Origin of the sequence: Plantactinospora sonchi, from assembly GCF_036422035.1 — a bacterium.
GTDB lineage: Bacteria > Actinomycetota > Actinomycetes > Mycobacteriales > Micromonosporaceae > Plantactinospora > Plantactinospora sonchi.
In genome coordinates this window covers 36,587-53,799 of the sequence record NZ_JAZGQK010000028.1, presented here as the reverse complement: position 1 = coordinate 53,799, position 17,213 = coordinate 36,587, and the positions used below count along the sequence as shown (strand labels likewise).

General features: G+C 71.8%; 14 protein-coding genes. 6 read left to right on the top strand and 8 right to left on the bottom strand.

Going from position 1 to position 17,213, the window contains the following annotated elements; all coding sequences use genetic code 11:
* Nucleotides 1–47: 47 nt before the first annotated feature.
* Nucleotides 48–1,154: an L-dopachrome tautomerase-related protein gene (locus V1633_RS28750; protein ID WP_331217415.1), complete on the bottom strand. Its 1,107-nt coding sequence runs from the start codon at nucleotides 1,152–1,154 to the stop codon at nucleotides 48–50.
* Nucleotides 1,155–1,393: 239 nt separating this feature from the next.
* On the opposite strand from V1633_RS28750, the gene V1633_RS28745 reads away from it, so the two are divergent.
* Entirely contained in the window at nucleotides 1,394–2,329 is a 936-nt protein-coding gene (locus V1633_RS28745) for a golvesin C-terminal-like domain-containing protein (RefSeq protein WP_331217414.1), read from the top strand.
* Between the two features lie 66 nt (nucleotides 2,330–2,395).
* Here V1633_RS28745 and V1633_RS28740 read toward each other — a convergent pair whose 3' ends face one another.
* Entirely contained in the window at nucleotides 2,396–3,427 is a 1,032-nt protein-coding gene (locus V1633_RS28740; RefSeq protein ID WP_331217413.1) for a TRM11 family SAM-dependent methyltransferase, read from the bottom strand.
* A 155-nt stretch (nucleotides 3,428–3,582) separates the two neighbouring features.
* Nucleotides 3,583–4,179, bottom strand: a complete 597-nt coding sequence (locus V1633_RS28735) for a hypothetical protein (RefSeq protein ID WP_331217412.1) — start codon at nucleotides 4,177–4,179, stop codon at nucleotides 3,583–3,585.
* Between the two features lie 154 nt (nucleotides 4,180–4,333).
* Here V1633_RS28735 and V1633_RS28730 point away from each other — a divergent pair, with 154 nt between their 5' ends.
* Nucleotides 4,334–7,123, top strand: coding sequence for an AfsR/SARP family transcriptional regulator (locus V1633_RS28730; protein ID WP_331217411.1), 2,790 nt, complete (start codon nucleotides 4,334–4,336; stop codon nucleotides 7,121–7,123).
* A 19-nt stretch (nucleotides 7,124–7,142) separates the two neighbouring features.
* Here the strand turns inward: V1633_RS28730 and V1633_RS28725 are convergent, their stop codons facing one another.
* Entirely contained in the window at nucleotides 7,143–7,994 is an 852-nt protein-coding gene (locus tag V1633_RS28725) for an SAM-dependent methyltransferase (protein WP_331217410.1), read from the bottom strand.
* Nucleotides 7,995–8,148: 154 nt separating this feature from the next.
* On the bottom strand, nucleotides 8,149–8,928 hold the full coding sequence (locus V1633_RS28720) for a hypothetical protein (RefSeq protein ID WP_331217409.1): 780 nt from the start codon (nucleotides 8,926–8,928) through the stop codon (nucleotides 8,149–8,151).
* Between the two features lie 381 nt (nucleotides 8,929–9,309).
* On the opposite strand from V1633_RS28720, the gene V1633_RS28715 reads away from it, so the two are divergent.
* Genes V1633_RS28715 through V1633_RS28705 form a run of 3 tightly spaced genes read left to right on the top strand, consistent with a single transcriptional unit; the run spans nucleotide 9,310 to nucleotide 12,979 of the window.
* A complete protein-coding gene (locus V1633_RS28715) occupies nucleotides 9,310–9,795 on the top strand; it encodes a (2Fe-2S)-binding protein (protein ID WP_331217455.1) in 486 nt (161 codons plus the stop codon).
* On the top strand, nucleotides 9,792–10,760 hold the full coding sequence (locus V1633_RS28710) for an FAD binding domain-containing protein (RefSeq protein WP_331217408.1): 969 nt from the start codon (nucleotides 9,792–9,794) through the stop codon (nucleotides 10,758–10,760). The genes V1633_RS28715 and V1633_RS28710 overlap by 4 nt, the downstream gene beginning before the upstream one ends.
* 2 nt (nucleotides 10,761–10,762) lie before the next feature.
* Nucleotides 10,763–12,979 (top strand): xanthine dehydrogenase family protein molybdopterin-binding subunit, encoded by a 2,217-nt coding sequence (locus V1633_RS28705; RefSeq protein ID WP_331217407.1) that lies wholly within the window; start codon nucleotides 10,763–10,765, stop codon nucleotides 12,977–12,979.
* 46 nt (nucleotides 12,980–13,025) lie between these two features.
* On the opposite strand, the gene V1633_RS28700 is transcribed toward V1633_RS28705, so the two are convergent.
* A complete protein-coding gene (locus tag V1633_RS28700) occupies nucleotides 13,026–14,312 on the bottom strand; it encodes a hypothetical protein (RefSeq protein ID WP_331217406.1) in 1,287 nt (428 codons plus the stop codon).
* Nucleotides 14,313–14,377: 65 nt separating this feature from the next.
* On the opposite strand from V1633_RS28700, the gene V1633_RS28695 reads away from it, so the two are divergent.
* On the top strand, nucleotides 14,378–14,728 hold the full coding sequence (locus tag V1633_RS28695; protein WP_331217405.1) for an MmcQ/YjbR family DNA-binding protein: 351 nt from the start codon (nucleotides 14,378–14,380) through the stop codon (nucleotides 14,726–14,728).
* A 58-nt stretch (nucleotides 14,729–14,786) separates the two neighbouring features.
* Here V1633_RS28695 and V1633_RS28690 read toward each other — a convergent pair whose 3' ends face one another.
* Both V1633_RS28690 and V1633_RS28685 read right to left on the bottom strand, forming a co-directional pair.
* The gene (locus tag V1633_RS28690; RefSeq protein ID WP_331217404.1) at nucleotides 14,787–16,229 is read right to left on the bottom strand and encodes an MFS transporter; all 1,443 of its coding nucleotides are present in this window, start codon (nucleotides 16,227–16,229) and stop codon (nucleotides 14,787–14,789) included.
* A 53-nt stretch (nucleotides 16,230–16,282) separates the two neighbouring features.
* Nucleotides 16,283–17,161, bottom strand: a complete 879-nt coding sequence (locus V1633_RS28685; RefSeq protein WP_331217403.1) for an oxidoreductase — start codon at nucleotides 17,159–17,161, stop codon at nucleotides 16,283–16,285.
* Between the last annotated feature and the right edge of the window lie 52 nt (nucleotides 17,162–17,213).

Genomic DNA, 17,213 nt, shown 5'->3' with positions numbered 1-17,213 from the left:
GGTCGATCTTTGTACCCGGGAACCGCGGGTCGGTCCGACGTCGCAGGTCAGGGCAGCAGCGCGACCGGTCCGGCGTCGATCCGGACCCGGAACAGCACGTAGGGCTTCCGGCGACGGTCCACGCCGCCGCAGTAGGTCGGCTGCCGGTGCAACTGGTTGGCGTTGACGTAGAGGTAGCCGTCGGCGGCGACGTACATGGTGTCCGGCCAGAGCAGCCGGGGATCGTGTACGAGGGTCTCGAAGCCCCCGTCCGGGTCGCGACGCAGGATGGCGTTCTGCTCGTAGGCGGTCAGGTAGAGCCGGCCGGCGTCGTCGCTCTCCAACCCGTCCGAGCCGCTGCCCTTGTCCCCCTCCTCCCGGACGGTAGCCGCCACCTGTTCGTTGTCCATGGTCCGGTCCACCAGAGCGCGTACCGCGACGCTGTAGAGCCGCCGGGAGATCAGCGGGCAGTAGAAGAGCCGGCTGCCGTCGACCGAGAGCGCGATCCCGTCCGCGCCGAAGGTGACCGGGCTGGCCGGGCCGTCGGGCGGCCGTTGCAGGAGGGGCCGGCCCTCGACGATCGGCCGGAACGCGGTCAACGGTTCGGCCTTGGTGGACGGGTCGTCGTGCAGTCGCCGCCAGCACTCGCCGGTGGCCAGGTCGACCACGATGATCCCGTTCGGCCCGTTCATGGACGAGTCGGTGACGAAGGCGGTGCCGGCCGGTCCCAGGCGCAGGTCGAACCGGACGTCGTTGACGTACGAGGTGGGGAGCGCGACGTCGGGCGGGAAGACGATGGTCTGCGCGACGGTGTCGGTGTCGAGGTCGATCCGGACCAGCTTGGCGCCGCCGGTCCGGACCGGCTGGAGCAGCGGGCTGCCGGTGTCCAGTACCCAGAGTCGGTCGGCCGGGTCGACCACCACGTTCTGCACCGAGACGAACGCCCCGGCGTCGTCGTCCCCGGAGGGACTGTTCCAGGCCTGGTCCGGGTAGGGTCGGCAGGTTCCGTCGCGCAGTTCGGCGACGGTCGCCTCGACGTCGTCGCCCCACTTCGGGAAGTTGACGAAGATCCGCCCCTGTCGGGAGACGGTGACGCCGGTCGGCATGGCGCCGGTGAAGGTGTGCACCACCTCGAGTTCCCCGACCTGTTCGGCGCCGGTCAACTGGTCGCTCATCCGGACCTCTCCTCGGACGTCACGGCCGGATGGTGGCGGGCCCGCAGAGGAGCCCGGGCCGGCCCCGGCCGACGCGCCAACCCTAAGCCAGTCGGACCTGCGCTATGACCGGAATCGGGGAGTTCGGGCCGCTCGCGGTGGTCGACACAGCGGCGGTGATCTATGTAGAACTCTTTCCATTATCTCGCGTAGTTGGTTAGATACCTTCACATCAGCCTCCCGAGTCGGGAAGGGTCGCCATGCCGAACGGATACCTTCGCGGTCTCACCGTCCTCGTCGCCACCGCACTCGCCGCCGCCGTCCTGGTCCCGGCCAGCCCCGCCGCGGCGGCGACGGTGACGGTCGACAACGCCACCGCCGGCCGCTTCACCGCCAGCGCCAACTGGGGTACGTCCGCCTGGTCCAGCCAGCGCCAGGGCCCCGACTACCGGTTCGCCACCCCGGACACCACCGCCAGCGACGCGGCCTGGTTCACGGTCGCCGTACCGACCGCCGGCAGCTACCTGGTCGAGGTCTGGTACCCCGCCGACTCCGGCTACAACGACTCCACACCGTTCATCGTCGTCACGACCGGCGGCAACCAGACGATCCCGGTGAACCAGCGCAGCAACGGCGGGCGTTGGGTGAGCCTCGGGACGTTCCCGCTGGCCGCCGGCGACTACAACGCGGTCGGGGTCAGCCGGTGGACCAGCGGCACCGGGTACGTCGTCGCCGACGCGGTGCGGATCACCTCGGCCACCGGTGGCACCGCCTTCTCCATGCCGCTGCCCCGGACCGCACTGCCCCGCAGCGAGTACGACGACCCGCACCACGACTATCCGGCGATCGACCTGCCGGTACCGACCGGCACCGCCGCGTACGCCGTGCGGGCCGGCACCGTGGTCCGGGTCGACGACACCAGCTGCGGCCAGGGGATCAACCTGACCGGCACCGACGGGGCGATCTACACGTACTGTCACTTCTCCGCGTGGTCGGTGGCGAGCGGCGCGACCGTCACCGCCGGGCAACGGATCGGCTCGACCGGCAACACCGGCAACTCGACCGGACCGCACCTGCACTTCGGCATCCGGACCGGCAGCACCCGACGTTGTCCCCAGGCGTTCCTGCTGGCCCTCTACGACGGCGTCACCCCGCCGGCCGCGAGCAGCCTGCCGACCAGCGGCTGCAGCTACTGACGCGCAAGGAAGGGCCCCTTCCTATCGCTTCTTGTACAGGAAGGGGCCCTTCCTAACCCCGCCGCGTCACGGTTTGCGGGCCACCACGATGTCCCGGACGATCGCCTGGTCGACCCGGTGCGCGAAGTCCAGGTACGGCTCGGCGGTCATGACCTCCAGCCCGGCGTCGGCGAGTACGGCCACCGCCTCCTCCCGGCGGGCCACGTTGGTGTTCCAGGCGACACCGAGCGCCCCGCCGGGGCGGAGCAGTTCGGCCCAGACCGGTGCCGCCCCGGCCAGCAGTTCGAGCGGGCTGCGTACCAGCCGGTCCCCGCTGCGACTGCCGTGCTGTACGCCGTACGGCGCGTCCGCGACCACCAGGTCCTGGCTGCCCGGCCGGAAGAACTCCAGACTCCGGGTGGTGTCCGCGTTCACCACGTCCAGCCGCTGGGTGTCACCGGCGCGGTACGCCTCCTTGTCGGCCGCGAGCGACACCTGCAACCGACGGCCGACGACCTTCCGCTCCCGACGTACCGGCCCGGACTCGGCCCGGTGCTTGATCCGCTTCCGCTTCAGCCAGGTCTGGATGTACGTCGCGTACGCCTCGAAATCCTGCTGGTCACGGTCGACCCCGGCGGCGTCGAAACCGTACATGAGCGCCTGGTTGAGGGTGGTGCCCCGGCCGCACAGCGGATCGATCACCCGGAATCTGCGTTCCAGCATTTCCGTGGCGAGATCCGATGACAGCAGCGTCACGTTCAACAACAGTTTGGTGAACTGCTCGTTGGTCTTTCCGGGGTACTTCGGAATGGTGACCAGATCGTCGTCGAACCGGTCGAGGCGACGCAGCTCGACCGGCCGGAACAAATCCTCGACCACCTCGAACAGGGTGTAGATCGACGAGAGGTTGGCCAGGAACGCCACGTCCCGCCCGGTCAGTTCGTCGGCGGCGAAGGTCACGTAACGAACCCCACCGATGGTCGTCTCCGCCAGTTCCGACAACCGACCGCCGAGGACGGTCCGGTTGAACACCGCCAATTCGGCGCGGGTCAGCGCCACCGAGGCGTCCGCGTAGACCCGGTTCGACGACGGAAGAATCAACAGCGCGTATCTGCCCATGTCCCCTGCACAATTCCTGGTTGGTCGGGTAGATCGTAGAGGACGCCCGAACCGCCACCGGGGGACGGTGAACCGGCGGCGGCGGCGGGACCGGGACGCCCCCTTACGGGTGACTCCCCTGGCCCCGACGCCCCTCCCCCGAGGTCAGGCTCCGGTCACCACTGCTGCCACGGCCCGTAGTTGAGGCCGAACGAGCGCAGTCCGTACTCGAAGCTGTCGTCGACCACCCGACCGGTCACCGCGTTCTGCAGGGTGACGCCGACGGTGTTCGGCCCGTAGTGGGCGTACCAGAGCTGGTGGGCTCCGTAGTGGCAGCCGATGGTCCGCAGCCCGTACTCCCAGCTGTCGTCGAGGCAACGGCCGGTGGCGTGGTTCCAGATCGCCGACCACCCGTCGTCCCAGCGGTACACCCGCCACAGCTGGTGCGGGTTGCCGTAGTCCTGGATCGCACGCAGCCCGTACTCGAAGCTGTCGTCGAGCATCCGGCCGGTCTCCTGGTTCCGGAACCGGTCGTCCCAGTATTCGTCGGCGACGCTGGAGGCGTCCCCCGCCCCGTCCGACAGTTCCTTCGGCGACGGCCGGGAGGCGACCGCCTCGTCGGGCAGTCCCTTCGGCAGTTGCCGCGAGCCTTCCGCCGCATCCGTCGCCGCCGGTCGGGACCCGTCCGTCGCCTGCGCCGGTGCCGCCAGGGACACCCCTGCGCTGACGGCCACCAACACCGTCGCCAGAAGGGTGATCACCTTCTTCCGCATCTGCTTCCCCCTACTCCTGTGAATCCCCGCGGGTGACTGGTCGCCCCCCACCGCGATACCGACGATGCCGGTCCGACATTGGAGGAATCTTGGACAGTTCTTGGACCGGATCCGGAAAGAGCGATTGACTGGTGTCGAACCTGGGGGGGTAGCTGTGGAGTTCGGTCTGCTCGGTGAGATCACCGTGGAATCCGGACGGGTCGACGTCGGCCACGTCCGGCAGCGGCACGTGCTGGCGGCACTGCTGGTGGACGCCAACCGGGTCGTCCCGCTCGACGGGCTGACGGAGCGGGTGTGGGGGGAAACGCTCCCGCCCCCCAGCAGGAGCACCCTGTACAGCTACCTGTCCCGGCTGCGCCAGGCCCTGTCCGAGGTCGACGGGGTGGAGATCATACGACGACCCGGCGGGTACCTGCTGACCGTCGATCCGGCCCGGGTGGACCTGCACCTGTTCCGCCGCCTGGTCAGTCAGGCGAGGACCGCGGCGGACGGGCAGGCGCCGGCACTGCTCGACCGGGCACTCGGGTTGTGGCGGGGCGAACCGTTCGCGGGCGTCGAGACGCCGTGGTTCGACAACCTGCGCGCCACCCTGCTGGCGGAACGGGACGCCGCGACGCTGGACCGTACCGACCTGCTGTTGCGGTGCGGTGAGCACGCGGCGCTGCTGCCCGGGTTGGCCGAACAGGTGGCGGCCCGTCCGCTCGACGAGCGGTTGGCCGGGCAGTACATGCTCGCCCTGCACCTCGGCGGGCGAACCACGGAGTCGCTGGCGCACTACGACCGGATCAGCGCGACACTGCTGGCGGAAGCCGGTGCCGAGCCCGGCCCGGACCTGCGCAAACTGCGTCGACGAATCCTCAGCGGCGACCAGACGCTGACCGTCTGGGCCGCCGGATCGAGCCGGGGCGTCGGCGCCGGCCCGATCCCCCGGCAACTGCCCGCGCTCCCGCGCACGTTCGTCGGACGGGCGGCCGAACTGGCCCGGTTGACCGCCGAACTCGACGCCGCCGACACCCACCGGACGCTGGTGATCAGTGCGATCGGCGGCATGGGCGGCGTCGGCAAGACCTGGCTCGCGCTGCACTGGGCACACCGCCACCTCGACCGGTTCCCGGACGGGCAGCTGTTCGTGAACCTGCGTGGTTTCGATCCGGTGAATCCGCCGACTCCGCCGGCCGTCGCCGTCCGCGGTTTCCTGGAGGCGCTCGGCGTCGCGCCCGAGTCCCTGCCGCACGAGCCGGAGAGCCAGGTCAAGCTGTACCGCAGCCTCGTCGCGGAGAAACGGATGCTGGTCGTACTGGACAACGCGGCCGACCTGGCGCAGGTGGAGCCGCTGCTCCCCGGCGGCGCCCGGTGCACCGTGATCGTCACCAGCCGCAGCCAGCTTGTCGGACTGGTCGCCGGGCACGGCGCCGCCTCGGTGCCGTTGGGCACGTTGAGTGACGCCGAGGCGACCGAGCTGCTCATCCGTCACCTCGGCCGGGAACGTACCGACGCGGAGCCGGAGGCGGTGGCCGAGCTGGTGCGGTACTGCGCCGGGCAGCCGCTGGCGCTCGGCGTACTCGCCGCCCGGATCGTGGTCAGCCCGCTGCTGCCGCTGGCCGGTTTCGCCGCCGAGCTGCGGGACGTGACGGGACGGCTCGACGCGTTGGAGACCGGCGAGCTGGGCGGCAGCGTACGGGCGGTGCTGACCACCTCGGACCGCGCGCTCTCCCGGCGCGCCGCCGAGGTGTTCCGGCTGGTCGGCCTGGCAGGTTGTCCCGACATCGGGCTGGAGGCGGTGGCGAGCCTCGCCGGGCTGCCGGTCGGACCGGTCCGCCAGGTGATGCGGGAGCTGGTCTCGGCGCACATCGTGGTCGAGTACCAGCCGAACCGGTACCGGCTGCACGACCTCGTACGGCTCTACGCCGCCGAGCGGGGCCGGGCCGAGTTGCCCGCCGAACAGCGGCACGCGGCGCTGCGCCGACTGGTCGACTTCCACCTGCACACCGCCGACACGGCCGACCGGATCCTGGCCCCGGTCCGGCCCCGGATCCCGCTCGACCCGCCCGCCCCGGGCTGTGTACCGCTCGCCCCGGCCGACGAGGCGGCGGCGTTGGCCTGGTTCGACGCGGAACGGGTCGGTCTGCTCGCCGCCTGTGAGACCGCCCGGGACAACGGCTGGGACGACCGCACCTGGCAGCTCGCCTGGGCGATGAACAGTTTCCATCTGCAGCGGGGCCACCGCCACGACAGTCTGAGCAGTTCCCTTCTCGGGCTCGACGCCGTCCGGCGGCTCGGCGACCCACGCGGCGTCGTCATCGCGCATCGTCAGCTCGGACACGCGCACGACCGGCTCGGCCAGCACACCCTGGCCGCCGCCCAGCTCGAGCAGGCACTGGACCGGGTCGAACAGCTGGGCGACCTCGTGGAGACCGCGTACACCCACCGGGTCCTCGCCCTCGCCGCCGAGCGGTGGGGGGACGACCAGCGGGCGCTGGGCCACGCCACGGAGGCGCAACGGTTGTTCGAGGCCGCCGGTGACACGGTACGGGCGCAGCGGATGCTGAACTCGGTCGGCTGGCTGTTGGCCAGGCTCGGCCGGTACGCCGAGGCACGGACGCTCTGCGAGCAGGCCCTGGCGGCGGACCGCGGGGAGGACGGCGACCCACGCGGGGTGGCGGTCACCCTGGACAGCCTCGGTTTCATCGCCCAGCGGCTCGGTGAACACACCGTCGCGCTCGAGCACTACTCGGAGGCGCTGGGTCTGATCCGTGAGCTGGGGATGAACTACATCGAGGCGGAGATCACCGAACGGATCGCCGAGACCCACGCCGCCGCCGGTGACTCCCGGCTCGCGGTCGACGCCTGGCGCCGGGCGGCGGTGCTGTATCAGCAGCAGGGCGTGACCAGGGGCGTGGAGCGGGTCCAGGCCCGGCTGGCCGAGGTCGCCGGGAGAGGCTGAGCGGGGAGCGGACCGCCGGTCAGGGGCGGCGCAGCAGACCGCCGTACTCGAAGAACCGGGTCTCGTCGCCGCCCTTGCCGAGGTACGGCCGCAGTGCCTCGTCGACCGGTGCCAGTGGCGGCTGGTCGGGGTCCGGCCGCCAGGTCTTCACGTCGACCAGCCCAGGCTCCACCGCGTCCCAGCCGTGGAGGAACCCGGTCACCTCCGCCGTGGTGCGGTTGCGCCACGGGATGCCCATCTTCGCCACCATCGCGTTGCCCTCGGCCACACCCGCCGGATCCGGGCCGGCCAGCTGCGAGTACGCCAGGTAGCTGCCGGGCACGACCGCCTCCCGGACCGTGTCGAGCAGGTGCCGCACGGCCGCGTCGTCGACGACGGAGTGGGTCACCGAGAGCAGCAGTACGCCCACCGGCTCGGAAAAGTCGATCATCTCGCGGACGGTCCCGTCGGCGAGGATCTTCTCCGGCACGGTGACGTCGGCGGCGATCACCGTCGTCGTCTCGTCGGCGGCCAGCAGGGCCCGCCCGTGCGCCAGCACGATCGGGTCGCTGTCGACGTAGACCACCCGGGCACCGGGCTGGAACTGCTGCGCCACGTGGTGCACGTTCGCCTGGGTCGGCAGGCCACTGCCCAGGTCGAGGAACTGCCGGATGCCCAGGTCACGGGCGAGGAACCGGACCACCCGGTAGAGGAAGCGCCGGTTCTCCCGGGTCACGTCGAGGCTCGCCGGATACTGCCGGCAGACGTGCAGCACCGCCGCCCGGTCCACCGGGAAGTTGTCCTTGCCGCCCAGGCTGTAGTCGTACATCCGGGCCGAGGTCGGCACGTCGATCGGGAAGGCGGGGAAGCCTCCGTCGTTGGGGGCGGTCACAGATCAGCTCCGTGGTTTCGAGGGAACGGACATCCGGGGTAGCCGCGCTGCTCCGGGGATCGTACCCAACCGCCGGTCCGACCGGAGCGTCCGGAGTGGACACCCCGGTCGGTTCCCGACCGGTACCCGGCCCGACGCCGGGACGGCCCGGGCCTCAGCGTGCGCAGCCGACCCGCTGCTGCCCCAACGCCAGGTCGTCGAGCCAGAGGTCGAAGTGGTCCGGTGTGGGTCCGCCCTGGTAGAGCTGCCAGCCGATCTTGACCGTGTCGGCCTGCGGCAGTACGAAGTCGACCGGGTTGCCGCCGTGGTCGGTGGTCGTCACGGTCAGGTCCGGTTGCGGTACGCCGTCGATCCAGACACCGATCCGGTTGTCGGTGGCGTCCCACTGCCACTCGAAGCACTGCCAGCGGTCCTCGCTGGTCGGCGCGGACTCCCGCCAGTTGGTCCAGTCACCGGTCGGGCCGCCGTCGGCGCCGACCCCCCAGTACGACCCACCCAGCGGCGGCGCCCACTGACCGCCGATCGGCCGGACGATCTCGGCGCTGCCCGACCCGGTCGCCTCGACCAGGGTGAAGTGCGCCCAGTCGGGGGCGGTCGGGAAGGCGTCCACCCGCAACCGCATCCGACCGTAGAAGCTGTTGCCCGGGGCGGCGAAGTCGTCGACCCGGAGAAAGGCCCGCCCGTTGCCCTCGGTGTGCACCCGCAGGACCTTGTCGCCCCGGTGCCGCTCGACGGTGAGGGTGCCGTCCTTGGTGTCGATTCCCCAGGCCAGCGTCGCGGCGCCGCCGGTGGGCAGCCGCTCGAAGTCCTCACAGAACAGCAGCGCGCGTTTGCCGCAACTGCCACCGTTTCCGACCCCTCCCCGGTCGGGCCCGGCGGCGACCGGACCGTTGCCGGCCAGCGCCACGGTGCTGCCGGCCAGCACCACGCCCATGGTCACGAGGATGGGAAGCACACGTCTCGTCAGCCCTGCCATGGCGCAAGAGCATGACAGATATCGATGGGTGACACCAGGGTCCGTCCATCCTGTCGACATCGATGATCCTCTCTGATTTACTGGCATCCCGGTCAGTGTCCGCTCCGCCGCGCGGAGTGACATCCGGGACGCCGGCGACCGGTGGCGCTGTCTGCGGAGGTGTGTGCCATGACCCGTGGGTCCGAACCGGATCCGCCCCCGTCCGAGCCGACCGTGTCCCGGCGCGGGGTGCTGCGCGGCACCGCCGCCGCCTCCGCCGGGGTCGCCGTCGGCACCGTCGCCGCCCCCGGCCTCGCCACGGCGCACACCGGTCCCGCGGCGGCGGCCCCCGCGCCGGAGCTGGTCGGAGACCAGGTCGTCGACGTCCGGTTGACGGTCAACGGCCGCGCCGAACGGCTCCGCCTCGACCCCCGGGTGACGCTGCTGGACGCGCTCCGGGAACGCCTCGGGCTCACCGGCTCGAAGAAGGGCTGTGACCGGGGCCAGTGCGGCGCCTGCACGGTGCACGTCGACGGCCGTCGGGTCCTCTCCTGCCTGACCCTGGCGGTGACCACGGTCGGCCGCCAGGTCACCACCGTGGAGGGACTCGCCGCCGGGGACCGACTGCACCCGATGCAGCAGGCGTTCATCGACTGCGACGCCTTCCAGTGCGGATTCTGCACCTCCGGCCAGATCATGTCGGCGGTGGCGCTGGCCGCGGAGGGCCACACCGGCTCCGACGACGAGATCCGGGAACACATGTCCGGCAACATCTGCCGCTGCGGGGCGTACGAGCACATCGTGGCCGCGGTGAAAACGGTCGCCGGGGACGGGGCCGGCCGATGAAGGCGTTCGAGTACGCGACCGCGCAGAGCCTGCCGCAGGCTCTGGAGCAGGGTGGCGCCGACACCGCCTACCTGGCCGGCGGCACCACCCTGGTCGACCTGATGAAGCTCGAGGTGCTCACCCCCCGGCGGGTGGTGGACATCAACCGGCTGCCGCTGCGCGGCGTCTCGATCGACCGGGACGGGCTGCACCTCGGCGCGCTGGAGCGGATGAGCGACGTCGCCGAACACCCGCTGGTCACCGAGCACTACCCCCTGCTCGGCCGGGCACTGCTCGGCGCCTCCCCACAGCTGCGCAACATGGCCAGCCTCGGCGGCAACCTGATGCAGCGGGTGCGCTGCGGCTACTACCGGGACACCGCCACCGGCTGCAACAAACGGGAGCCCGGTTCCGGCTGCTCGGCGATCCAGGGCGAGAACCGGGGACACGCGATCCTCGGCACCAGCGACTCCTGCGTCGCCACCCATCCCAGCGACTTCGCGGTGCCGCTGGTCGCGCTCGACGCCCGGCTGCACCTCGCCAGCCGGGTCGGGACGCGACAGGTCCGGATCGCCGACTTCTACCGGCTTCCCGGCAACACCCCGCACCTGGAGCACGACCTGCGCCCCGGCGAACTGATCACCGGGATCACGGTGCCGTCGTTGGGCTGGGCCCGCCGGTCGACGTACCTGAAGATCCGGAACCGGCAGTCGTACGAGTTCGCGCTCGCCTCCGCCGCGGTGGCGCTGGATCTGCGTGGCGGGCTGATCCGGGACGTACGCCTGGCGGTCGGCGGCGTGGGCACCCGGCCGTGGCGGCTGCCGGCGGTGGAGGACGCGCTGCGCGGCCGCCCGTTGCGGCCGGACATCGCCGAGGCGGCCGCCGAACGGGCGGTCGTCGGGGCCCGGCCCCTGGCGCAGAACGGCTACAAGACGACCCTGGTCCGGCGCACCATCGTGCGGGCCCTGATGAGCCTGGCGGAGTGAAGATGCGCGACCCCGCAACGCGGACCGTCTCGGTCAACCGGGTCGACGGTCGACTCAAGGTCACCGGCGGGGCCCGGTACGCCGCCGACCAGCCGGTCGCCGGGGTGGCCCACGGCCACCTGGTACTCAGTACGGTGGCCCGGGGCACGATCCGCACGATGGACGTCTCGGCCGCCGAACGGGCCCCCGGGGTGCTGGCCGTCTTCACCCCGTTCCGCCCGGTGGAGCTGCGCGGCAGCGGCAACCCGTTCAGCGTCGGCCACAGCTGGCTGCCGTTGCAGGACGCCGAGGTGCGCTACCACGGCCAGGCGATCGGGGTGGTGATCGCGGAGACCTTCGAGCAGGCCCGGGACGCCGCCGCGCTGATCCGTACCGGGTACGACGCCCGGCCTCCGGCGGCGTCCCTGCCCGGTGGCGTCCCGGGCGCGACCGACCCCGGTCCGATCATGGGCGAGCCGGCACGGCTGGAGTTCCTCGCCGAGGGCGTCGACTCGATCGACGCGGCGCTGGCGGCCAGCGAGGTGACCGTCTCCGGGCGGTACACGCAGCCGATCAAGCACCACTCGGCGATGGAGCCACACGCGTCGATCGCGGCCTGGCAGGACGGCCAACTCACCCTCTGGTCCGGCACGCAGAGCACGACGTTGACCGTCGGCGCGATGGCCGCGGCGCTCGGCGTGACGCCGGCCCAGGTCAGGGTGGTCAGTCCGCACGTCGGCGGCGGCTTCGGCAACAAGATCGCCACCTGGGCACACCCGCTGCTCGCCGCGGCCGCCGCCCGGGTCCTGAACCGACCGGTGAAGATCGTGCTGACCCGGGAGCAGACGTTCACGATCACCGGGAACCGCTCCGGACTCGAACAGGTGGTGACCCTCGGCGCCCGCCGGGACGGCACCCTGGTGGCGGTCAAGCACCAGGCGTACGCCACCCAGTCCGCCTCCGGCGGCACCTTCGAGGCACCCGCGCACACCACCTCGCGGTACCTCTACCGGTCCGAGAACATCCACCTCGACCAGCGGATCGTGACCCTGGACATCCCGCCGCCGACCTGGATGCGGGCCCCCGGCCAGGAGTCCGGGTCGTTCGCGCTGGAGACGGCGCTCGACGAGCTGGCCATCCGGCTCGGCGTCGACCCGGTCACGCTGCGGTTGCGGAACAACGCGACGATCTATCCGGGTCGGAACGTACCCTGGTCCAGCAAGCACCTGGACGAGTGCTACCGGGTCGGTGCGCAGCGGTTCGGCTGGGACCGGCGCAACCCCGCCCCCCGGTCGAAGTTGGACGGCGACTGGCTGGTCGGCACCGGTACGGCCACCGCCAACTATCCCGGCGAACGCTTTCCGGCCTCGGTCCGGATACGGTTCCGGGCCGACGGCACGGTGACCGTCGACAGCGCCACCGCCGACCTGGGCACCGGCATGTGGACGGTGCTCGCCGTGCTCGGCTCGGAGTCCCTCGGCCTGCCGCTCGACCGGATCCGGCCCGATCTCGGCGACTCCACCCTGGCCTCGAACATCGGGGCGTTCGGCTCCGGGGCGACCGCGAGCACCGGGCCGGCGGTCGCCGCCGCCGCCGAGGCCGCCATCGCCGAGCTGACCCGGGTCGCCGTCACCCACCAGGACTCCCCGTTGTACGGCGTACCCGTCGAGGAGGTCCGGTACGACCACGGCCAGCTCGTCGCCGACGGCACCCGGATCGGCTTCAGGGCCCTGCTCGGCGCCCTCCACCTCGACCAGGTGGAGGCGACCGGCAACGCCGGACCCGGCCCGGAACACGGCCAGCACGCCTTCACCTCGTTCGGCGCGCACTTCTGCGAGGTACGGGTCAACCGCTGGACCGGCGAACCCCGGCTGAGCCGGATCACCACCGTGGTCGACGCCGGCGCCATCATCAACAGCAAGACCGCGCGCAGCCAGATCGTCGGCGGGGTGATCTTCGGTATCGGCCAGGCACTCCTGGAGGGCGCCCAGCTGGAGCCGGCCACCGGCCGGATCGCCAACGCCAACCTCGCCGACTACCTGCTGCCGGTCAACGCCGACGTACCGCCGATCGACGTCCACTTCCTCGACCACCCGGACATCCTGTTCAACCCGCTGGGCGCGCGCGGGATCGGCGAGATCGGCACGGTCGGGGTCGCCGCCGCGATCGGCAACGCCATCCACCACGCCACCGGCCGACGGGTCCGCGACCTGCCGATCACCCTGGACAAGCTGCTGTAGTTCTCCGCCGGCGTACCGGGGGGGGCACCGGGTCGCCGTCGACCCGTCACCCCGACGACGCCCGGGGTTGCCGGCGGACGGCCACGCGGCGGCGCGCCAGTACCGGCAGCCAGGGCGCCGCGCCGACCAGGAGCAGCAGGGACAGCAGCGGCAGACGCCACCACCAGGACGTCTGCGCCGGCAGTCCGAACGGCGGCGGGGCCACCCACGGCCGGGCGGTCTTCGACCAGGCGAGGAACGCGTCGCCGATCGGCATGAGGCCGAGGGCGTACCGCTTGGTCCACGGGGTGTCCACCGGGATCCCGGCCAGCTCGCCGTAGTTGGCGAGCGCACCGGCCAGCGCCCCGTCGCCCTGCACCTGGGCGGCGCCGAGGGTCACCACGGTCGCGGAGAGACTCACCCCGAGCAGCAGCGGACCGGAGTCGACGTCGCCGGGCCCGTCCATGCCGACCGGGTACTCCCGGACGGTCGGCCCGAGACCGAGCGGGGACGCCACGAACCGGTTACGGAACCGTAGGTACTGCTCCCGGGCGAAGGCCGGATCGATCTCCGGCAGGAAACGGTGGATGACGCTCTGCGAGGTGCCGCGGGCCACCTCGAGCGGGGCACCGGTCACCGGCTCGACCCGGTGCGGCATCAACCCGGTGACCGGGTCGAGCCGGTGCCGGACACCGTCGAGCCAGCGGGCCACCGTCGGGGCGTACCGGGGTGGCAGCAGGGTGTCGTGCAGTCGCAGGGAGGCGATCGCCACGGTCGAGTCGACCGGCCACGCCTGTCCCGGGTACGCGGTGAGGAACGGCGAGGACCCGGTGTCGAAGGCGGCCCCGAGCGCGGCGGAGTCCTCCGCGAACCGGCGTACCTCGCCCTGGTCACGCCGGTCCGCCGGTTGCAGGGCCAGCACTCCCCCGCGTAGCCAGTTCGTCCAGCCCTGGTAGAAGACGCCGTAGGCCGGGACCAGGTCGGGGCTGAACGGCGCCCGGCCGGCCGGTGAGTCGAGGTGTTCCAGCGCCCGACGGGCCTCCCGGAGGGCGGTGTCCCGTTCCGCGGCCGGTGCACGCATCCCGAGCTCGACCCAGGCGAGTCCATAGAGGACGTGCAGGAAGAGGTGGCCCTCCGGGAACAGCCGCTGGGCGTCCTCGGCCGCGCCCGCGTCCAGTTCCGCCCTGAGGAAGCTGAGTTGCCGACGTACTCCGGGAGGGTCGGCGGTGAGACCTGCGGTGGCGGGCGTGACCAGCCGGACCGCCCCGATCGCCGCCCCGGCGGTGACCACCACGGCGACCACCAGGTACGACCAGCGCGCCACCCGCCGGGCCGTGCCGAATACACGGGACACCCGGCCGAGGATAGGTCGTCTGTCAACATGGACCGGACGGGTCCGTCGCGGCGAGGAGGCGACTGATGGACTGGACCGACATGCTCGGGTACTGCCTGGCCAAGCCCGGCGCGTGGCAGGACGAGCCGTGGGAGGGCGACATCGTGGTCAAGGTCGGCCCGAAGATCTTCGCGTTCCTGGGGCAGGAGGCGCGGTCCAGTGTCGGGGTCAAGTGCGGCCCGAACCGGGAGGTGGCCGACGAATGGCTGCTGCGTCACCCGGAGGACGCCTCGGTGATGGCCTACATCGGGCGGTCGGGGTGGAACACCCTGCGGATCGGGGCGGGCATTCCGGCCGACGAACTGCGGGAGGCGGTGGACTCCTCCTACGACGCGGTGGTCCGGAAGTTGCCGAAGCGGGACCGACCGGAGGTCTGATCCCGCCGACGTCCGGGCCGGGGGACGTCGTCGTCCCCCGGCCCGTGCCCGGTACCGGTCAGCGGATCGCGGTCACCGGGACGAGCTCCTCGACGGTGGGCCGGGCCGTGTGGCGGGCCGTCCGGCGGGCGGTGGGCACCGCCAACGCCGCCAGGACCGCGGCGAGGGACAGCACGGTGAGCGCCGCGAACCCATGGGTGAATCCAGCCTCCCGGGGCAGCCCGCTCGGTAGCGGATGGGCGGTGATCACACCGCTCATCACCGCCGCGCCGATCGCGCCACCGATGGTACGGATGTTGGCGTTCATCCCGGTGGCGACGCCGGTCTGCCCGGCCGGGACGCTGCGGACGATCAGGTTCGTCATCGACGCGAAGGCCAGACCGATACCGAGACCGAAGATGGCGGCGGCCACCCCGATCTGCCACCGGGTGTCGTGGGCGAACACGAGCACCGCGCCGGAGACGGTGCCGAGCGCGGCGCCGCTGATCAGCTGGGCCCGGGCGTTGAACCGGGGCTCCAGTCGGCCGCCGACGATGCCGGCGACGAACATCGCGACCAGCATCGGCAGCATCAGCAGACCGGCCTCGGTGATGCTCGCCCCGAAGCCGTACCCGGCACCGCTCGGCGTCTGCACGAACTGCGGCAGGAAGGCGTAGATGGCGAACATCGCGGCGCCGAAGAGCAGCGCGACGAGGTTGGTCGTCCAGACCGCGGGCAGCCGCATCATCCGCAGGTCGATCAGCGGGTTGGCGGCCCGGTTCTCGGCGACCAGCCAGGCCACCGCCAGGACGACGGCCAGCAGCAGCAGGCCGAGGACCCGACCCGACGACCAGCCCCAGGCCGGGGCCTTGCTGACCCCGAGCAGCAGCGCGACCAGCCAGCCGGAGAGCAGTACGCTGCCGCCCCAGTTGATCCGTCCGGCGGCGCGGACCCGCGACTCGGGTACGACGAGCGCGGCGGTGAGCGCGGTGGCCGCGACGACGATCATCGGGATCCAGAAGAGCCAGTGGTAGTCGAGGGCGGCGACGATCGGACCGGCCATGACCACGCCGACTCCCCCGCCGGCGGCGATGATCGCCGACATCGCGCCGATGGCCGAGGACATCCGCGCGGCCGGGAACTCGTCCCGGATGATGCCGTAGGAGAGCGGGAAGACGGCGCCGCCGATGCCCTGGACGACCCGGGCGATGATCAGTACGCCGATGTTCGGCGCCAGTGCCGCCAGTAGGCAGCCGATCGCGAGTGCCGCCATGGCGACGACCAGCATCCGCTTCTTGCCGAGCATGTCCCCGACCCGGCCGAGGATCGGCGTGAAGACCGACGCGGAGAGCAGGTAGGCGGTCAGCACCCAGGTGACGGTGTTCTGCGAGGTGTGCAGGTTGTGTTGGATCGTCGGCAGCACGGGGCTGATCAACGACTGCAGCATGGCGAAGAAGCCCGCGCCGGCCGCGAGGACGGCGAAGGTCAGCCTCGGTGAGGTGGATCGGAGGGTCCGGACCACGATGGTGACTCCATCTCGGGTACGTGTAGGGGTTGATCGGCGGCCACGGCCGCCTACTCGACGGCCGGTTCGTCGGCGTCGGCCATCGGCGCCTGGGCGGCACCGGGGAAGTCGGCGGCGGCGCTGACCTCGGCCCACTGGCGGGCCTCCGCCGAGCGGTTCTCCGCCGAGGCCAGGGCGGAGGTGACGGCGGCGGCGCCGAGCAGCAGTCGCAGCGGCGGCTCGGGCAGGCGTACGACGTCGGCGATGATCCGGGCTCCCCGGACCGGGTCGCCGGGCCAGGTGTGCACGGTGGATTCCCGGTACCGGTTCATCGCGCCGACGGTCTCGTCGTACTCCGCGCCGACCTCGACGGACGGCATGGAGGCGCCGCCCCAGTCGGTACGGAAGCCGCCCGGCTCGACGATGGTGACCTTGATCCCGAACGGCTTGACCTCGTTGTTGAGGACCTCCGAGAAGCCCTCGACCGCCCACTTGGCGGTCTGGTAGGCGCTCAGTCCGGGTGATCCGCCGACCCGTCCGCCGATCGAGGAGAACTGGACGAAGTGTCCGGACCGCTGCTTGCGCAGCACCGGCAGGGCAGCCCGGGTGACGTTGACGACGCCGTAGAGGTTCGCCTCGATCTGACCGCGGAACTCCTCGTCGGTCATCTCCTCGATGGGCCGGGAAATGGCGTATCCGGCGTTGTTCACCACGACGTCGAGCGCGCCGAACTCGTCGACCGCCAGTTGGACCGCGGCCCGGGCGGCCTCGGTGTCGGTGACGTCCAGGCGGAAGGTCCGGACCTGGTCGCCGTACTGCTGGACAAGGTCGTCGAGCTGGTCCGGGCGGCGGGCGGTCGCCACCACCCGATCGCCGTCGGCGAGTGCCGCGCGGGCGATCTCGCGACCGAAACCCCGCGAGCTTCCGGTGATGAGCCAGACCTTGGACATGGCTGTTACCTCTGATCTTTCTGGGTGGTTCCGCTCCGTGCCGGGGCGTCTT